At 50.2% G+C, this 15419-nt stretch carries 15 protein-coding genes and 1 tRNA gene; 3 read left to right on the forward strand and 13 right to left on the reverse strand.

All coding sequences use genetic code 11. The features are described from left to right. Positions 1 to 967 (forward strand): hypothetical protein (locus GF404_13540; GenBank protein ID MBD3383202.1); only part of this gene is annotated, 967 nt, incomplete at its 5' end. A gap of 90 nt (positions 968 to 1057) precedes the next feature. Here GF404_13540 and GF404_13545 read toward each other — a convergent pair. The 13 genes from GF404_13545 to GF404_13605 all read right to left on the reverse strand — a co-directional run bounded on the left by GF404_13545 (position 1058) and on the right by GF404_13605 (position 13550). Next, the gene (locus tag GF404_13545; GenBank protein ID MBD3383203.1) at positions 1058 to 2707 is read right to left on the reverse strand and encodes a hypothetical protein; all 1650 of its coding nucleotides are present in this window, start codon (positions 2705 to 2707) and stop codon (positions 1058 to 1060) included. 16 nt (positions 2708 to 2723) lie between these two features. Beyond that, complete coding sequence (locus tag GF404_13550; GenBank protein MBD3383204.1) at positions 2724 to 3545, reverse strand: prepilin-type N-terminal cleavage/methylation domain-containing protein; 822 nt, start codon at positions 3543 to 3545, stop codon at positions 2724 to 2726. After that, the gene (locus tag GF404_13555) at positions 3545 to 3937 is read right to left on the reverse strand and encodes a prepilin-type N-terminal cleavage/methylation domain-containing protein (GenBank protein ID MBD3383205.1); all 393 of its coding nucleotides are present in this window, start codon (positions 3935 to 3937) and stop codon (positions 3545 to 3547) included. The genes GF404_13550 and GF404_13555 overlap by 1 nt, the downstream gene beginning before the upstream one ends. Before the next feature lie 512 nt (positions 3938 to 4449). Further along, entirely contained in the window at positions 4450 to 6954 is a 2505-nt protein-coding gene (locus GF404_13560; GenBank protein MBD3383206.1) for a leucine--tRNA ligase, read from the reverse strand. Positions 6955 to 7450: 496 nt separating this feature from the next. Further along, complete coding sequence (locus GF404_13565) at positions 7451 to 7867, reverse strand: bacteriohemerythrin (GenBank protein MBD3383207.1); 417 nt, start codon at positions 7865 to 7867, stop codon at positions 7451 to 7453. 124 nt (positions 7868 to 7991) lie between these two features. After that, a tRNA-Pro gene (locus GF404_13570) sits at positions 7992 to 8069 on the reverse strand. A gap of 36 nt (positions 8070 to 8105) precedes the next feature. Continuing rightward, a complete protein-coding gene (locus GF404_13575; GenBank protein ID MBD3383208.1) occupies positions 8106 to 8507 on the reverse strand; it encodes a MerR family transcriptional regulator in 402 nt (133 codons plus the stop codon). Between the two features lie 54 nt (positions 8508 to 8561). Then, on the reverse strand, positions 8562 to 9569 hold the full coding sequence (locus GF404_13580; GenBank protein MBD3383209.1) for an NAD(P)H-dependent glycerol-3-phosphate dehydrogenase: 1008 nt from the start codon (positions 9567 to 9569) through the stop codon (positions 8562 to 8564). After that, entirely contained in the window at positions 9559 to 10197 is a 639-nt protein-coding gene (gene plsY, locus GF404_13585) for a glycerol-3-phosphate 1-O-acyltransferase PlsY (protein ID MBD3383210.1), read from the reverse strand. Before plsY ends, GF404_13580 begins: the two co-directional genes overlap by 11 nt. A gap of 1 nt (position 10198) precedes the next feature. After that, the gene (locus GF404_13590; protein MBD3383211.1) at positions 10199 to 10942 is read right to left on the reverse strand and encodes a methyltransferase domain-containing protein; all 744 of its coding nucleotides are present in this window, start codon (positions 10940 to 10942) and stop codon (positions 10199 to 10201) included. An 84-nt stretch (positions 10943 to 11026) separates the two neighbouring features. After that, entirely contained in the window at positions 11027 to 11962 is a 936-nt protein-coding gene (locus GF404_13595; GenBank protein ID MBD3383212.1) for a hypothetical protein, read from the reverse strand. Between the two features lie 66 nt (positions 11963 to 12028). Then, entirely contained in the window at positions 12029 to 12793 is a 765-nt protein-coding gene (locus GF404_13600; GenBank protein ID MBD3383213.1) for an OmpA family protein, read from the reverse strand. Beyond that, a complete protein-coding gene (locus GF404_13605) occupies positions 12720 to 13550 on the reverse strand; it encodes a flagellar motor protein (GenBank protein MBD3383214.1) in 831 nt (276 codons plus the stop codon). Before GF404_13605 ends, GF404_13600 begins: the two co-directional genes overlap by 74 nt. 192 nt (positions 13551 to 13742) lie before the next feature. Here GF404_13605 and GF404_13610 point away from each other — a divergent pair, with 192 nt between their 5' ends. Both GF404_13610 and GF404_13615 read left to right on the forward strand, forming a co-directional pair. Then, on the forward strand, positions 13743 to 14744 hold the full coding sequence (locus GF404_13610) for an ornithine cyclodeaminase family protein (GenBank protein ID MBD3383215.1): 1002 nt from the start codon (positions 13743 to 13745) through the stop codon (positions 14742 to 14744). Between the two features lie 18 nt (positions 14745 to 14762). Further along, on the forward strand, positions 14763 to 15419 hold a 657-nt coding region (locus GF404_13615; protein MBD3383216.1), incomplete at its 3' end, for an ROK family protein.

Below are 15419 nucleotides of genomic sequence, written 5' to 3' on the forward strand. Positions count from 1 at the left end.
CCTGGTAATTCATGCCGGCGACCTGTTTCATACGGTACGTCCTTCCAACCGTATCATAAATTTCGCCATCAGGGAGATTCTCAAGCTGAGCCGGGCGGAGATACCGGTGGTAATTATCTCCGGCAATCACGATGCTCCCCGACAGCGGTCGGTTGGCCATGTACTTTCGATTTTTGAGAACCTGCCGGGAGTATATCCGGTCTTTCGGAGCAAATTCGAGAGCCTGCGTTTTGGTCCCGTTGCGCTCGGATGCCTGCCCCATTGTCTGACCACCGATATTTTGCACCAGGAGATCGAAAAAGCCCGTCCTGAAGAAGCTGAGATCAATATCCTGATCGCGCATGGTGTCGTATCGGGTATCGAACAGTTTTCGATGGCTGAACTGTCCGAGGAGGAGATACCGTCGTCGGTATTTGAGCGCGGATTCGATTATGTCGCCCTGGGACACTACCATCGGTACACGCAGGTCGATGATAACGTCTATTACGCCGGTTCGACAGAGAGGCTTTCTTTTGGAGAACTGGGCGAAAAGAAAGGTTTTCTGGAAGTTGTGCTCCCCGAACGTGAGATTATATTTCACCGGATTCCGACGCGGGAGATGATCGAGCTGGAGAAGATCGATTCGGCCGGTCTGGATTACGATCAGCTAAAGCAGGTGGTCGAGTCTCGTTTTGATGATGTGGATTTGAAAGACAAGATCGTGCGTTTGAAGATATTTAATCTCCCGGAAGTACTCTACCGTAATTTACCTGTCAAAGATATCCGCCAGAAAAGTTCTGAGGCTTTCTATTTCAAGCTGGTGACCGAGAGGGCAGAGGTTGAGCAATACGAACTGGCAAAAGATGTTAAGTTCAGCCATGTTCTGGATGAGTTCCGCTCCTACCTGTCATCGCGCCCGGTGGAGAAGCTCGATAAAGACAGATTGCTTGAAATGGCACAGAAGTATTTCAGCGAACAGGAAAATTAGAAAAAAAAGGGCGCCCCGTGAGGGGCGCCTGTTGAGAGAAAACAAACCCGAAACTACAAGTTCTGCAGCTTCAGATTGGGGGTATCTATATCAATCCTGGGTGGCTACAACCTCACGCCAGGAGACTTTCTGTACGATCGAAATCAACGGTGTGCCCGGAGGCAGGTTGTTCGGATCGAGCAGGTCGGTATCGAACTCCCAGTTACGATTGGGAGCTGTGTAAAATGAACCATAGGCCCAGTCACCGTCGGCCTGTTCACTCTCCCACAAATCAATTGCCGAGCCTCTCCACTTAAACTCGATACCGCTCCAGTTTTCGAGAAACCGCGGCAGGTTCTCGAATCCACCGCTGTATTTACCACCGTCAGATGGTACATTGCCGGTCATGTACGAGCTGTTGACTGTAGTCGCCGCGGCCTTGCGGTTGCCGTCGCTGAGAGACAGAGAACCATCGCCGTCATTCCAGTCGTTGGACAGGATAGTCATAGCGTCGGTCATGATACAGGCGGCTTTCTTGCTGACAGTGTTGTAATCGCCGTGAACGTAAACAGGATTCTCGGAGCACACCGTCAGATCGGCATGAAGCTCTGAACCGTTGGTTAAGCGGGTAGCCTTCAGGTTACCACCGCCCTGGGTTTCGGATGTATAGATGATTCCGTTATTGGGCCAGTATCCTGAGCTGTTGAGAGCGGACATGTCAATATCAACTGTTTCGACTGTCTTGCCTTCCCGGCCGTCGTAGAATGATCCGGTGGAGATTACTCCCGCTGATACGAGATCGCTTGTGATATTTGTCTCACTGCTGTCCGGGTTGACATAGATCGCCTGGCCGTCGACAATTTTCAAAGTCGCGCTGTGTTCATAGCTGTCAGCCGTCTCGGTTGCGCGTTTGATCATATCGATCGGTTCACCGCTCTGGACGACTGGAAGGTTGAGAGGCGTGATTCCATGGTCGGAGTCCTCGACACGACCTCCCCACAGAGCCAGTGACTGATCGACCCAGTCGGCGTCGTTGGCGTCGATCCAGTTACCGCTTTGTTCCATGGCAACCGGGTTGCCGGAATTATCCATTATGAAAACATCACCGTAATCGGTGCTTCTACCGGACTGGGGTGAACGTCCATGGAAGATATTTCCGGCCGCTGTCAGATGCGAATTGACCGTGAGCGAATTACCGGCCTGTATATACAGGTCGCCGTTGGAGTGCACACGGCCACCCAGGGTCATAGCGGGACCCGGAGCGATTTCCAGTACCGGATCGTAGAAAACCGCGAACTGGAAAATCGGAACCAGATCGGATTCGACCATCATCTTGAGTTCAGTCTTTGTATGGCTGTTTTCAGTTGCCGCGGCCGAGGTTACCTCATATTCGTTGACAAGCGCATACAGGCCCGAATATGCCCCCTTGACCAGGTGTTTCTGGTAGGGACCGTTTATATGGACTGTATTGTAACTGACCCCGATCGGAGCACCATCGTACTCATTGACATTAAATGAGTCGGTGGGCAGGGGATCGGGTGCGGTACCATTTGTACGATAGTACGTTTCCAATTCTGCGGCCGCCTTTTCAAGGCCGGATTCAGCCGCGTAGAAGGTGTTGCTGGTGTTCATGCTGTTACCGGCGATATCGACCTCGGTGGTCGAGGTCATCACGGCGTTGATACCAGCCAGGGTCAGCATCAAAAGTAACGCCATGAAAATGATAATGGTAAAACCGGATTGTGTCTGCAATTTTTTCATAATACCCTACCTCTATTTAAAATGCGAGATTTCTTGTAAACACTGAAGTTACGAATGTATCTCGAACGAAACCATCGGCAATCTCATCCTCCCGATCAGTTCTGGCAACAAGCTCGATATTGACTTCTCTTACCAGTTGGGAGCTGATCAAAGTGTCCACAACAGCACCGTGGGCGAGCGTATAGGTAAGCTGCAGATCCTCGATATTGTCGGCGTAGATCTGCGGAATGCCGTCGGCTCGCTCGATCATCAGGCGCGGATGGTCCGGATCGGTTGTATTGTCCACGAAAAAGGTCACAACATCAATAGAATACACATGGCAGGAATCAGCATAAGCTTTTGAAAGCGACATAGTGCTGTGCTTAAGAAGTCCCGAAGCCTGCTGAACTTCTGTAATCAGGAAAAACTCACCACTCTCGGTAATAGGATCATATATGTAAGCCCATGTATCCGCTTCAAAACAGGTGATACTGTCAGGATCACATTCGATATCATCTGAAGGGCTTGACATAGCATCTACCATATAAGCGTTACAAATGGGCTCAGAAAGATATACGAGAGTGATAGTGTCGGGATTTGTGTTTGATGCGTAAATTGCCTCCAGGGCGGGCGGTATATGATAGCCGGCCTGGCGGACATGGTACACGAGCTCGTCGACAGCCGCGCGACCATTCTGTTGCATATCTGTAATATTTTCCTGGGCGATCCAGCCCTGTTGCTGGCTGACATAGAGCTCGAGGGCGGCCCCGGTTGCAATCAACGCTATAACCGACGCAACCAGAAGCTCGATAAGCGTTACACCTCTATTGGATTTAAGTTTTGTAATAATCATGGTCATCACTCCTTAGGCTGGAAATATGCTGTAGTCTGATTATAATGAGGATTCTGGAGCTCGTCGTCCCAATAGACGTAAACCGTGATTTTCATCAATTCTTCCTGGTCGTAATCCTCTTCGAGATAATAATGGGAAAAGAATTTACCATCATCCTCGTAAGAATACCACTCAAGATCATCATAAGGAGTATTCTTGACTTCCTCGATCGTCTGGCGGACTATCTGGACGGCCTGCGTGGTTTTGTCAGACCAGGCGTTGCCATGGATCGAGATAACGATCATGGACAACAGGGTGAGAAGGCCGATGGAGAAAATTACCAGTCCCATCATGACCTCCAAAATCGTGAAACCATCCTGATTCATCTTTTTGCGAAGTTTTTCAATCATAATCATCATCCTGTTTTTTTGACTATTCTGCTGGGGATATCGCAAAAGACGGGCCAAAATCGAATTGTAAGCCGGAAGAAATAGCTATATGATTATATTACAATAGATTATAAGAATTGCTGAAGGGACAGATTGGAACCGAATGACTTACAAAAGCTAAGAGAAAGTGGGATTTATCCCATAGATGACCCGCTGTGCCAATAAAAAAGTCAAAAATGCTTAAAGGAAGATCTTATAATACTGAGACAGTGTCGCTTAGCCCTATAACTGGACTTAGAAATAACAGGTATGACCGCTTGACACCAATGCATACCAGATTGAAACATCCGATTGCCGTTTATATGCTTAACTCAAAGCTCCAATTAAGATTCCCGGGGTCTGTTCAAGTAGTGTCCTATAATATATATTATGTAACATAGCTTGTGGATAAGTCCGATAGTTATCCACCGTGGAAAGAAAACAGGATAAAAAAGATCCCGCCCTGCTGTACAGGCGGGATCGATAGATAAAGGCATTGTTTGCTATTTTACGACTAAATTCATCAGCTTATTCGGGACGTGGATAACTTTTATTATGTTTTTGCCTTCGAGGTACTTTTTGACTTTCTCGGAGGATTTTACAGCGGTTTCGACCTGATCTTTGGCAGAGTCCAGAGGCATTTCGATCTGGTCGCGCAGTTTGCCGTTGACCTGGACTACGATCGTAACCGTATCTGCAACTGAAGCATCGAAATCGGCGACCGGCCAGGCTGATTTGAAGACTGAATCAGTATAACCGAAGCGATTCCACATCTCCTCGGCAAAATGCGGAGCCAGCGGAGCGATAAGCTGAACCAGTTTCTGCATGATAAACAGGAAGAACTCAGGTTCGATACGCTTGACCTGGCCGAGTGAGTTAAAATATTCCATCAGAGAAGCAATTACAGTGTTGAACTGCATTCTCTCATAATCCTTATCAGCGCCGATAATGATCTGGTTTAACTTAATATACAGATCCCATTGGTTATCAGAAAGTTCATCCTTTTTATACTGTTTCTTCAGGTCGGCTGGATGGGGGTCCTCGATTTGAACTATCATATTATAGAAACGATTAACGAAACGCTGAATTCCGGTGAAAGCTTCCTCGTTCCAGTCGATTTCCTTGTCGGCCGGAGCGATAAAGTGCATAGCCAGGCGACTGATATCAACCCCGTAGCGTTCAATCAGATCCATCGGCGAGACGACATTGCCGAGAGATTTCGACATGATCTGACCGTGGGCGTCGCGCACCATACCGTGGTTGAACAGGCGCACTGCCGGTTCGGAGACTGTCAGCCAGCCGATATCATGCAGAAACTGAGTGAAGAAACGGAAATACAGCAGATGGCCGGTGGCATGTTCGACACCGCCGATATACTGGTCTACCGGGAGCCATTTTTTGGCATTTTCGCGTGAAAACGGTTCAGAATCGTTTTTATTGTCGGTATAGCGCAGGTGATACCAGGATGAGCACACGAACGTATCCATCGTATCCGGATCGCGCCTTGCCTCGGAACCGCATTGCGGGCATTCAGCGCTCATAAATTCCGGCACATCGGCCAGAGGTGATCTCCCCTCCGGGATCCAGTTTTTGACATCGCGTGGAAGTTCGACCGGCAGGTCCTCTTCCGGGACAGGCACCGGACCGCATTTGGGACAATGAATTATCGGGATCGGCGCGCCCCAGAAACGCTGACGGGAGATCAGCCAGTCGTGCAACTTGTAGTTGATCTTTTTACGGCCAAAACCCTCAGTTTCAGCGAATTCGGTAACTTTGTCGATCGCCTCCATAGCGACCGCGCCGTCGAACTGCCCGGAGTTGACCATCACCCCTTTTTCGGTATATGCTTCGGTCATCCGGTCGACATCCAAACTGCCTTCCTGGGGATGAATCACAACCTTGATGGGGATATCGTATTTTTTGGCAAACTCAAAATCGCGCTGGTCATGAGCCGGAACCGCCATCACCACGCCGGTACCGTAGGATGCCAGCACGTAGTCGGCCACCCACAGCTGGACTTTTTCGCCGTTGTAGGGATTTATGGCGTAACAGCCGGTGAAAACGCCGTCTTTTGCGCCGATTTCGGAGGTCCGCTCGATATCGGTTTTAGCGGTCGCCTTCTTAATGTATGCCTCTACCTCAGGCTGTCTATCCTGGGGTATGTCAAGTTGTTCCAGGATCTCTGCCTCCGGCGCTATGGCCATGAAAGTGACCCCGAAGATGGTGTCCGGACGGGTTGTAAAAACCGGGATCTTCTCCCCTGTCTCCAGTTTAAAATCGATCTCGGTACCCCTGGATTTGCCGATCCAGTTGCGTTGCATGATGCGCACATTTTCCGGCCAGCCGTCGAGTTTGTCGATTCCCTGCAAAAGCTTTTCGGCGTACTCGGTAATTTTGAAGAACCACTGGGTCAGCTTGCGTTTGGTGACGACCTGGTGACAACGCCAGCATTGGCCCTCACTGTCGACCTGTTCGTTGGCCAGCACTGTATTGCAGGTTTCGCACCAGTTGACCGAGGCCTCTTTCTGGACCGCCAGGTTATGCTCAAAGAGCTTGAGAAACATCCACTGGGTCCACTTGTAATAATCCGGAAGACAGGTGGCTACTTCACGCTCCCAGTCAAAGGATATACCGACTTTTTTGAGGGTGTTGCGCGAGACCTTGATATTGTTCAAGGTCCAGTCCTCGGGATGAAGGTTGCGTTTGATCGCCGCCTGTTCGGCCGGAAGGCCGAAAGCGTCCCATCCGAAAGGATGCAGGACATCGTAGCCCTCCATCATCTTGCGCCTCGCGACAGCGTCGCCGACCGTGTAGTTGCGGAAATGACCCATATGAATATCGCCCGAAGGATAGGCGAACATCACCAGGTTATAGAACTTTTTGCGCGGATCAGGGTTGGTGCGATACAGTTTCTGATCTTCCCAGGTTTTCTGCCATTTGGCTTCTATTTCTGCGAAGGGATAATAGGCTTCGCCGGTTTTTCTGTGTGGTTTGGATTCGGTACTCATAAGCTATACCTGCCGTTTAATGTATGAGAACGCTTTTAAGTTACGGTTGATCGATTTTACGGGAAAGCTGTACCTCTCCCCCGGATACGGATCGAATTATTGATAATACAAACTGGATGGTTTTCAGGCAAGTTAAATTCTACGGCCAAGACGGTTCCGGCATGTCTGGAATTGGGAGTGAAGCGTGGCAATCTTTCCATTGGGAGGAATTGATCGTCACGTCGTCACGTTTAGGTGACTTCTCGCGATGACAATTAAGCCACCGCCCGTCATTGCGAGGAGCCCAGTGACGAAGCAATCTTCGTGTGCCGTCAGGTATCTTTCCTGACGGAAGAGACAGGTTTGAGATTTCTCCACTCGTCATTGCGCAAGCGTAATTCCTCGGCCGTAATGACGACTCATGTGTCCATATCATTACATAAAGCACAGCGATGAAGCACTTTTGCGTGCAGTGAGAGTTTTGTGTGCCGTAAGGTAGCTTTCCTGGCGGAAGCTCTTATGAGGTAACTTTTTCGAGGCTGGACTTCAGCTCGAGGCCGATCTTTTTGTCCTCTTTCTGGATATGATCGACCAGCCAGTCCTCCAGATAGGATATCAATCGGGTCGGATCGAGAGTTTCCCCTTTTTTCATGTCGATCAGGATTTGCCTGATCTGTGCGACCATGTCCTGATGCAGAGTGCGGTGATTGTCGATATTTTTATACCCGATCAATTCCATCAGCTTCTCTTCATCGGCGAAATGAGTATTAGTGTAATCGACCAGCTCCTTGATTGCGTTTCCCAGAACTGATTCCGGTTCGTCGGCCTCAACCGCATTCTGGAGAGTGCGCAGAAGCCGTACCAGTTTCTGGTGTTGCGAATCGATCCGTTCGATCCCGATTGCGTATTCCGGTTTCCACTCAGCTATGTTCATGTTTGTACCGCTTTTTTGTATCCTGTGTTGTAGTGCTTTACGATATATTATCGGTTAACATCGGAAGATGCTTGAAGATTGATTGAATTACCGTGGAAATAAGGCAGGTCGGTGATAGAAAAAATGGTCGGGGAGAGCAGATTTGAACTGCCGACCTCTTGCACCCCAAGCAAGCACGCTAACCAGGCTGCGCCACTCCCCGACGCAAGTCTATATTCTACCTAATTATAACTCAAAATCAAGTGAAAAGTTTTTCCAGGTCCTTGAGACCCTGCCGGATTTCGCGGATTTTCTGACGCAGAGAGCCATTGCCCGCTGAAATTTTGTGGTTTGACCTGTTCTTGTCCGTTTTCAGCTTCTGACGAGCGCCGTCGATCGTGTAGCCTTCCTCGTAAAGCAGGTCCTTGATGCGGTTGATCAGCTTGATTTCATGTTTCTGGTAGATACGGTTACCGCCCCTGTTTTTCTTGGGACGCAGACTTGGAAATTCCTTTTCCCAAAACCTGAGGACATACGGCTTGACCTCGGTCATCCGGGAAACTTCAGAAATAGAATAATATAGTTTGTCTTTGTGGTCCGGATTACGTTTCAAAGATGCTCCCCCACCTGATAGAGCGGTCTTCTCAATGCGTTGATGCATTTTTTGGCCGGAGAAAAAGATATTACACTTAAAGCAGAAAGTCAAGTGATTAGATTAAATTTCTGACTTCAAATCACGTGTCATCAAGTCAAAGAGTGCGTCACGAGGATTTTTATGATCGAACAAAATCTGGTAAACTTCTTCTGTGATCGGCATTTCCACCCCGAATCCTGATTTCAGACGGTAAGCCGCGCGGGTCGTTCTGACCCCCTCGACCACCATAGTCATCTCCCCCATCGCCTCCTCGAAATTCTTTCCAGCGCCGATTTTTTCACCGAAATTACGGTTGCGCGAATGACGCGAGATACAGGTCGTGATCAGATCACCGAACCCGGATAGCCCTGCAAATGTCAATGGATGCGCGCCCATGGCGATTCCCAGCCTCGAGATCTCGGCCATACCGCGCGCAAACAGCGCCCCGCGGGCGTTGTCACCACCGGCTAAGCCATCGACTATACCGGCCGCGATGGCGATGATATTCTTCAGTGCTCCGCCCAGTTCGACACCGACAATATCCGGCGAGCTGTAGGCCCGGAAATAAGCGTTGGAGAAGATATCACGCAGGTTCTCGGCTGTTTCGATACCGGTTGATCCGATTACGACCGAGGTCGGCATACGCTGACCGACTTCCTCGGCATGAGAAGGCCCCGACAAAGTCGCTACATTTGTTTCAGGTATGACCTCGATTTCCTCGAGAATCACTTCAGACATCCGCTTTAAGCTGTCGATTTCAATACCCTTAGCCAGATTGACTACTTTCGTGTCAGCCGGCAGGTCGAACCCGGCCAGAAAACGGCAGACCTCACGGACAGTGTGCGAGGGTACCGCCAGGCAGATTATGCGCGCGTCCTCGATCGCCTCGCCCAGCCTGTTTTCGATCTCTATATCGTCGGGAATCCTGACGCCGGGAAGTTTGATTTTGTGTTCACGTTCCTCGAGGAGCCTGCTGTAATCATTGCGGTTGAATTCCCAGATTGAAACTTTGTTGCCGTTGGTCCGAAGCAGTACAGCAATCGCGATCCCCCAGCTTCCACCCCCCAAAACAGCGATTTTATTGTCCATTTCTGCGACCCCCGATCTTGTTTTCAGTGCCTTTCAGGAGGCGTTCGATATTGGAGCGATGGGCATAGATGACCACGAGCGTGATTATGACAGATAGTACAATCATACGGTCAGGCGTTGGCTGTTTCAGGATAAAACGCTCGATCAAAACGATTGCGGTCAGTGTTATCGTAGCCAGGATCGAGCCGAGAGAGATATAACGGCTCACCAGGACGATTACAAGGAAAACCCCGAATGAGATGCCGACCTCGGCCGGAAGTAGCGCCAGGAGCGCTCCTGCGGCCGCCAGCACGCCCTTGCCACCTTTAAAGCCGGCAAAAACCGTCAGCATATGGCCGATTACCACAGATACCGCCCCGATTAACTGCAGGTACTCGACAGCCAGGCTGGAATAGTCCGCCATGAGCGGGGCAAGCCAGAAGACCGCGACAAAACCCTTGAAGAGATCGAGGATGCCGACCGCGAGCGCAGACTTCAGGCCGGCTACCCGGTAAACATTGGTAGCCCCGGCGTTTTTAGAGCCGTAATCGCGCACATCGACACCCCTCACGATACGGGTGATGATTATCGCGAATGGTATCGATCCCAGCAAATATGCTGTTACAGCTGTACCGATAATTCCGATCATCTCAATGTTTCCTGCATATAAAAGCCACCCGTTTTGTCATTCCAGTCGGCCGTTCAAAACTGAAACATTTAAAGCTGTCAATTTTTTTGAAACCGGTTTGTTTAAGAATTTTGCGCATCTCGCTGAGGGTGTATCCGCGCTCATGGACAATTGTCTCCCGGCGGTTGTACAGGTTCTTCTGTTTTTTAGTAAACAAGGTGATCTGCATCATTGCCCGCCGTCTTCTGGGATCGTAATCGGTCTCCCAGATTGAATAGTAGCCTTCGGATTGACGAATTATTGTCCTCTCCGTCCAGCGATGTTTGAAGCCGGCGCGGGTATTGATATCGAATATGAAAGCTCCGCCGTCTTCAGTCAGGCCGTATGCTTTTGTAAACAAGCTTCTCAATTGTTGTTTCTTCAATAGATGATTGACCGTATCATAGAGGCAGGTGACGAGGTCATATTTGCCGGGAATTTCGAGTGCGGTCAGTTCCTGCTGATATAACTCGATCGATTCTTTCGCTTTGAGATTTTGGCGGGCTTTTTTGAGCATCACCCGGTTGCCGTCGACACCGGCAACTTTCAAACCGAGCTGTGACCAGAGAGCGAGCGCCATGCCGTTACCGCAGGCCAGGTCGAGAACTGAATTGTAGCTGATATCGAGTTTACGGCAGAGATCTCGTATGTACGGGACCATCAGGCGACTGAACTGGTCCATCTCGAATTCTTCATAGATGTCAGCGATCAAATCGTAATCCTGCACGCTTTTCTCCGTATCACAGGCCGGGATTAACAGGTCAGGTATTATATAAGCAGTTGAAGGCCCTCAGGAAAGTCAAAAACAGGCTCAGTTCAGCTTTCTTTCGACAACCGAGCGCATAAACCTGACAAACTCATAAAGAGGCACGAGGTCGAAGCGTTCGAAGTCTTCGGCAGACTTCTGTTCATTCCAGAGCAGGATAAAACTGCGCAAAGTCGGTTTAATTCGATAAAAATCGAATTCGGGATTACGGAGCGCCCTGCGGACTATGGCGGCGCTCAGGGTGAATTCCTCTGCATCTTGAAATTCGTCATACTCCGGAAGCGAGCGAAGCATAGTCATAACCCCGGCGAACTCATCGCGCAACTGAAAGCGCTCCATCCGGCGGATGATAGACTTCAGTTCTTCCATCTCTTGACTGCTGATCTTGAGATCCTCGAATTTGTTATATGTCTCACAGACCAGTTCGAGTGAAAGCGGGGCAAACATGCCCGAGGCGGTATGTTCGCTGTAAAGGGCGAGAGAATCGAATGTCAGGACGGCGCGGTAGTTTTGCATGGCGGTATCCTCAAAAGCGATAAAATGCTTCAAAAGGATCGTGTGCACCCGCGGGAACCTGATCTTTGCGGTCGCCCTGACGATTGAATCCAACCGGTCGGCCAGGAGGATCTGTTCTCTGGGTACTATGGTCTGATCCAGGTAAGAGTTTTTAAAGGTAGTCATAAAACGGCTGAGAGCGCGCTTGAAGTCATCGTTGCGGACAGAATCGGTCACAAGCGCCATAGAGAGGGCATCAAAGGACGTTCTCACGATCAGTGGGTCGACCGGGTGGATGTCGGGATTGAAACCCTCGACAGAGGGCAGGCTGGCGTTGAGTTTCTCCGAGGCGTAGTTGATCCCGCGTTTCAAAAAAAACATTTCTGTTCGGGGCACCAGTATAAAAGAGGCCAAAATCGCTACAACTATTACCACGACAAGAATTATCAGTATCGTCCTGAATGCGCTTGTTTGGTTTAATAACATAACAAATTCTTCCGTTTGATTTAAACGGCAAGAAAAGGTCGATCGGCTTGTCAGGCAAGTAAATTTTTAGAATTCGCTCTCGTCGTAATCGGAGTGATATATCGGCGGTTCCTTGATCATTTCCGATTGTGAGAGGACGACGATATCCACCCTGCGGTTCTGCGCACGGCCTTCAGGGGTGTCGTTTCCTGCGATCGGGCGGTATTCCCCGTATCCCAGGGCTGAGAGTTTATCGGGTGGGAGGTTGTGCTTTTCGATGAAATAGCGGACGACATTGGTGGCTCGGGCCGCTGACAGTTCCCAGTTGGATGGAAAACGGGGTGTCTTGATCGGCCTGTCGTCGGTATGGCCTTCGACTCTGACCGGGTTGTCGACAGTGGCCAGTTGCTGAGCGATCAGTTTCAGGGGTTCGTACGCTTCCGGTTTGAGTTCGTCTTTGCCCGATTCGAACAGGGCCGACTCCTCGATATGGATCACCAGCCCGCGCTCATCGATTTGAGTGCTGATCGCGATCGGTTTGTTGCGGTTGAGATTTTCAACCTGCAGTTTTTCGTTTATCCGGCTGTTGAGCAGGCGCAGTTCGCGGATATTCAGGATCTTGGTTCCGACTATGCTGGATCCGAGAGATTTTTCGAAGATGGTCTCCCCGCCCTTGAGCTGTCCGGCCAGCGCGCTGGTCACGTTTTTAAATTTCTCGGCATCGATTTTCGACATGGAATACATGACGATAAACAACGCCAGAAGAAGCGTGATCATATCAGCGTATGTGAGAAGCCATCTTTCCTGACCTATCTTGTTCGAGCCTCGATCTTTGGTACGGCGGTTTATCATCGAATTTCCTCTTGCTCGGATTTATATATGAAGTCAGCCGGGTAGAAATCATGCGGGGGTTGTCACCGGACTGGATGGCGACCACACCCTCGGTTACAATCTCGAGGCTGACCTGCTCTTCATCGTGACGATAATTCAGTTTCTCGGCAATCGGTATCCAGACCAGGTTGGCCAGCGCAACGCCCCAGAGGGTGGCGATAAAGGCCGAGGCGATTGCCGAAGCCATACGGGCCGGATCATCGGTATTGGCAAGGGTATGGATAAGTCCCAGCACGGTTCCGATGATGCCCATCGTGGGTGAGAATCCGCCCATGGTGCGGAACAGTTTGATGCCATGCATATGGCGTTCTGAAATGTAGTTCATCTCGGCTTGTAGCGTATCCTTGAGGACGGTCGCCTCGGTGCCGTCGATCACCATCTGCAACGCCTGTTTGAAGAATGGATTCTTAACCGAGCTGAGTTCCTTTTCGAGTCCCAGGATGCCGTCACGGCGGGCACGTTCAGCCATAAATGAAATCTGGCTGATCAGTTTGGGATGATCCTGTGTTTCGCCGGTCAGGGCGATACGAATATACTGCGGGATACGCAACACGGTATCCATCGAAGTGGTTACCATGGTCGCTCCCAGTGTGCCCCCGATTACGATGAACATGGCCGGGCCGGCCAGGACCATCTCAAGGTGTCCACCTTCCCAGATAAATGAGATGACGATCGCGGAGAGTCCCAGAAGAAGCCCGACAATAGTAGAAATATCCACTTTTGTACCTGTTTTTTAGAGTTGCGACCTGTTATTTCCTTACGTTATTGGTATCGGCAATTAGTTTTAATTCTATACGCTTATGACGTTGTGCGGGTTAAAAATCAGGGCTTCCCGGGGCGGGATAAAATCTCGTTGACGAGCTATGTTTAATTTGATAAGTTTATAGAAACAAATACCAGGGAGGAACGCTTGGAAACTTATATAATCTCGAGATCAATTATCGAAAATGCGCTCGACATGGAATTATGTCTCGCCTCGGTGGAAAAAGCCTTTCGCCTCTATGGCCAGGATAAGATTCAGATGCCGGCCAAGACTTTTCTTGAGTTTCCCCAGTTCAATGGTGACCTGCGCAATCATTCCACCTATGTGCCGGATCTCGATATTGCCGGAATAAAGGCTTCCAGCGTGCACCTCGACAACAGCACGTTCAAACTCGAAACAGTTGTCGGCACTATCATCTTGATAGATCCCAAAAACGGTTTCCCGCTGGCGATTCTGGACGGCACGTATATCACCAGGATGCGTACCGGCGCGGCGGGTGGCCTGGCGGCCAAATATCTCGCCAATCCGGATATCGAGCAGGTCGGTTTTGTCGGAGCAGGAAACCAGGCCAGGTCACTGTTTGAAGCCCTGATAACCGTTCATCCTGAAATTAAAAAAGCAATCGTATATGACATAAAACCGGATAAGGCCGAAGCTTTCGCCAGGTTCTGCCGTGAGCATAAGAATCTCGAAGTCGAAGTTGTCGAGGAGATTGATAAGGCTGTTACGGGATGCGGGATCGTCAATACCTGCACCTCTTCCCGTCAACCGCTGTTCGATGATTCCGTGGTCTCCCCGGGAACCCATATCAACGCCATCGGGGCCGACGCCGAGGGGAAACAGGAAATGTCTTCCCAGGTTATCAAAAACGCCTACCTGGTGATCGACAGCTGGTTGGAGACCTCCCGCACAGGAGAGATAAACGTTCCTTTCCACATGGGAGAAATCAGCCAGTCGGATATCGATGCCACCCTGAGCGAAGTTATTCTCGGGATAAAGACAGGGCGCTCATCGGCAGACCAGGTGACAGTGTTCGACTCGGCCGGGATCGCGATTCAGGATATCGTTACAGCCTGGGATGTCTACCAGAGCCTGATGCAGGCCGGGTCCGACCGGGATGGATTACTCACTGTTGATTTACTTCGCTGACAGGATTATAATATTATTATGAGTAAAGCTTACGCCGGTATAGACCTGGGCGGAACCAATATCAAATTTGGTTTGGTCAGTACGGATGGCGAACCGATTATCGCCCGGACGGTTCCTTCCAATGCATCCGAAGGTGCGGAAAGCATCCTGGCCAGCCTGCTCGAATGCGGGCAGGAATTACTTCTTTTTGCTGATGAAAACGGTTTCGATATCGATTACCTCGGGATAGGTTCGCCGGGTACTGTCGATTCCGAACGGGGCCGGATTCTTGGCCATTCACCCAATATTCCCGGATGGCAGGACACCGAGGTCTCTGAAAAATTATCTGAGAAGCTGAATCTTCCTGTTCATGTCGATAACGATGCCAACGTGATGGCTGTGGCCGAGGTCAAATTCGGCGCGGCGCGCGGTTATGAAAACGTTATCTGCACCACTGTCGGTACAGGTATCGGCGGGGCCGTGATTATCGCTGGTCAGCTCGTTCGGGGAGCGTCGTATTCGGCCGGAGAACTGGGCCATGTGCCGGTGGTCAAGGACGGCAAAAAATGCAGTTGCGGTCTGTCGGGATGTGTAGAAGCGTATGCCGGCGCTTCCGGTCTGCTCGATATCCTGCGCGAGTCAGCATTGTTTTCAAGCTCCGCAAGCAAACTGGCGGAAGATCTCAAAAATGGTCGA

Source organism: Candidatus Zixiibacteriota bacterium (genome assembly GCA_014728145.1).
GTDB lineage: Bacteria > Zixibacteria > MSB-5A5 > JAABVY01 > JAABVY01 > WJMC01.

Bases quoted from the DNA above. Each gene is read 5' to 3' on its own strand.
- GF404_13545 (MBD3383203.1), bottom strand. From the start codon at position 2,707: ATGAAAAAATTGCAGACACAATCCGGTTTTACCATTATCATTTTCATG.
- GF404_13580 (MBD3383209.1), bottom strand. From the start codon at position 9,569: ATGGACAATAAAATCGCTGTTTTGGGGGGTGGAAGCTGGGGGATCGCG.
- GF404_13595 (MBD3383212.1), bottom strand. From the start codon at position 11,962: ATGTTATTAAACCAAACAAGCGCATTCAGGACGATACTGATAATTCTT.
- GF404_13555 (MBD3383205.1), bottom strand. From the start codon at position 3,937: ATGATGATTATGATTGAAAAACTTCGCAAAAAGATGAATCAGGATGGT.
- GF404_13560 (MBD3383206.1), bottom strand. From the start codon at position 6,954: ATGAGTACCGAATCCAAACCACACAGAAAAACCGGCGAAGCCTATTAT.
- GF404_13550 (MBD3383204.1), bottom strand. From the start codon at position 3,545: ATGACCATGATTATTACAAAACTTAAATCCAATAGAGGTGTAACGCTT.
- GF404_13600 (MBD3383213.1), bottom strand. From the start codon at position 12,793: ATGATAAACCGCCGTACCAAAGATCGAGGCTCGAACAAGATAGGTCAG.
- GF404_13575 (MBD3383208.1), bottom strand. From the start codon at position 8,507: ATGCATCAACGCATTGAGAAGACCGCTCTATCAGGTGGGGGAGCATCT.
- plsY (MBD3383210.1), bottom strand. From the start codon at position 10,197: ATGATCGGAATTATCGGTACAGCTGTAACAGCATATTTGCTGGGATCG.
- GF404_13565 (MBD3383207.1), bottom strand. From the start codon at position 7,867: ATGAACATAGCTGAGTGGAAACCGGAATACGCAATCGGGATCGAACGG.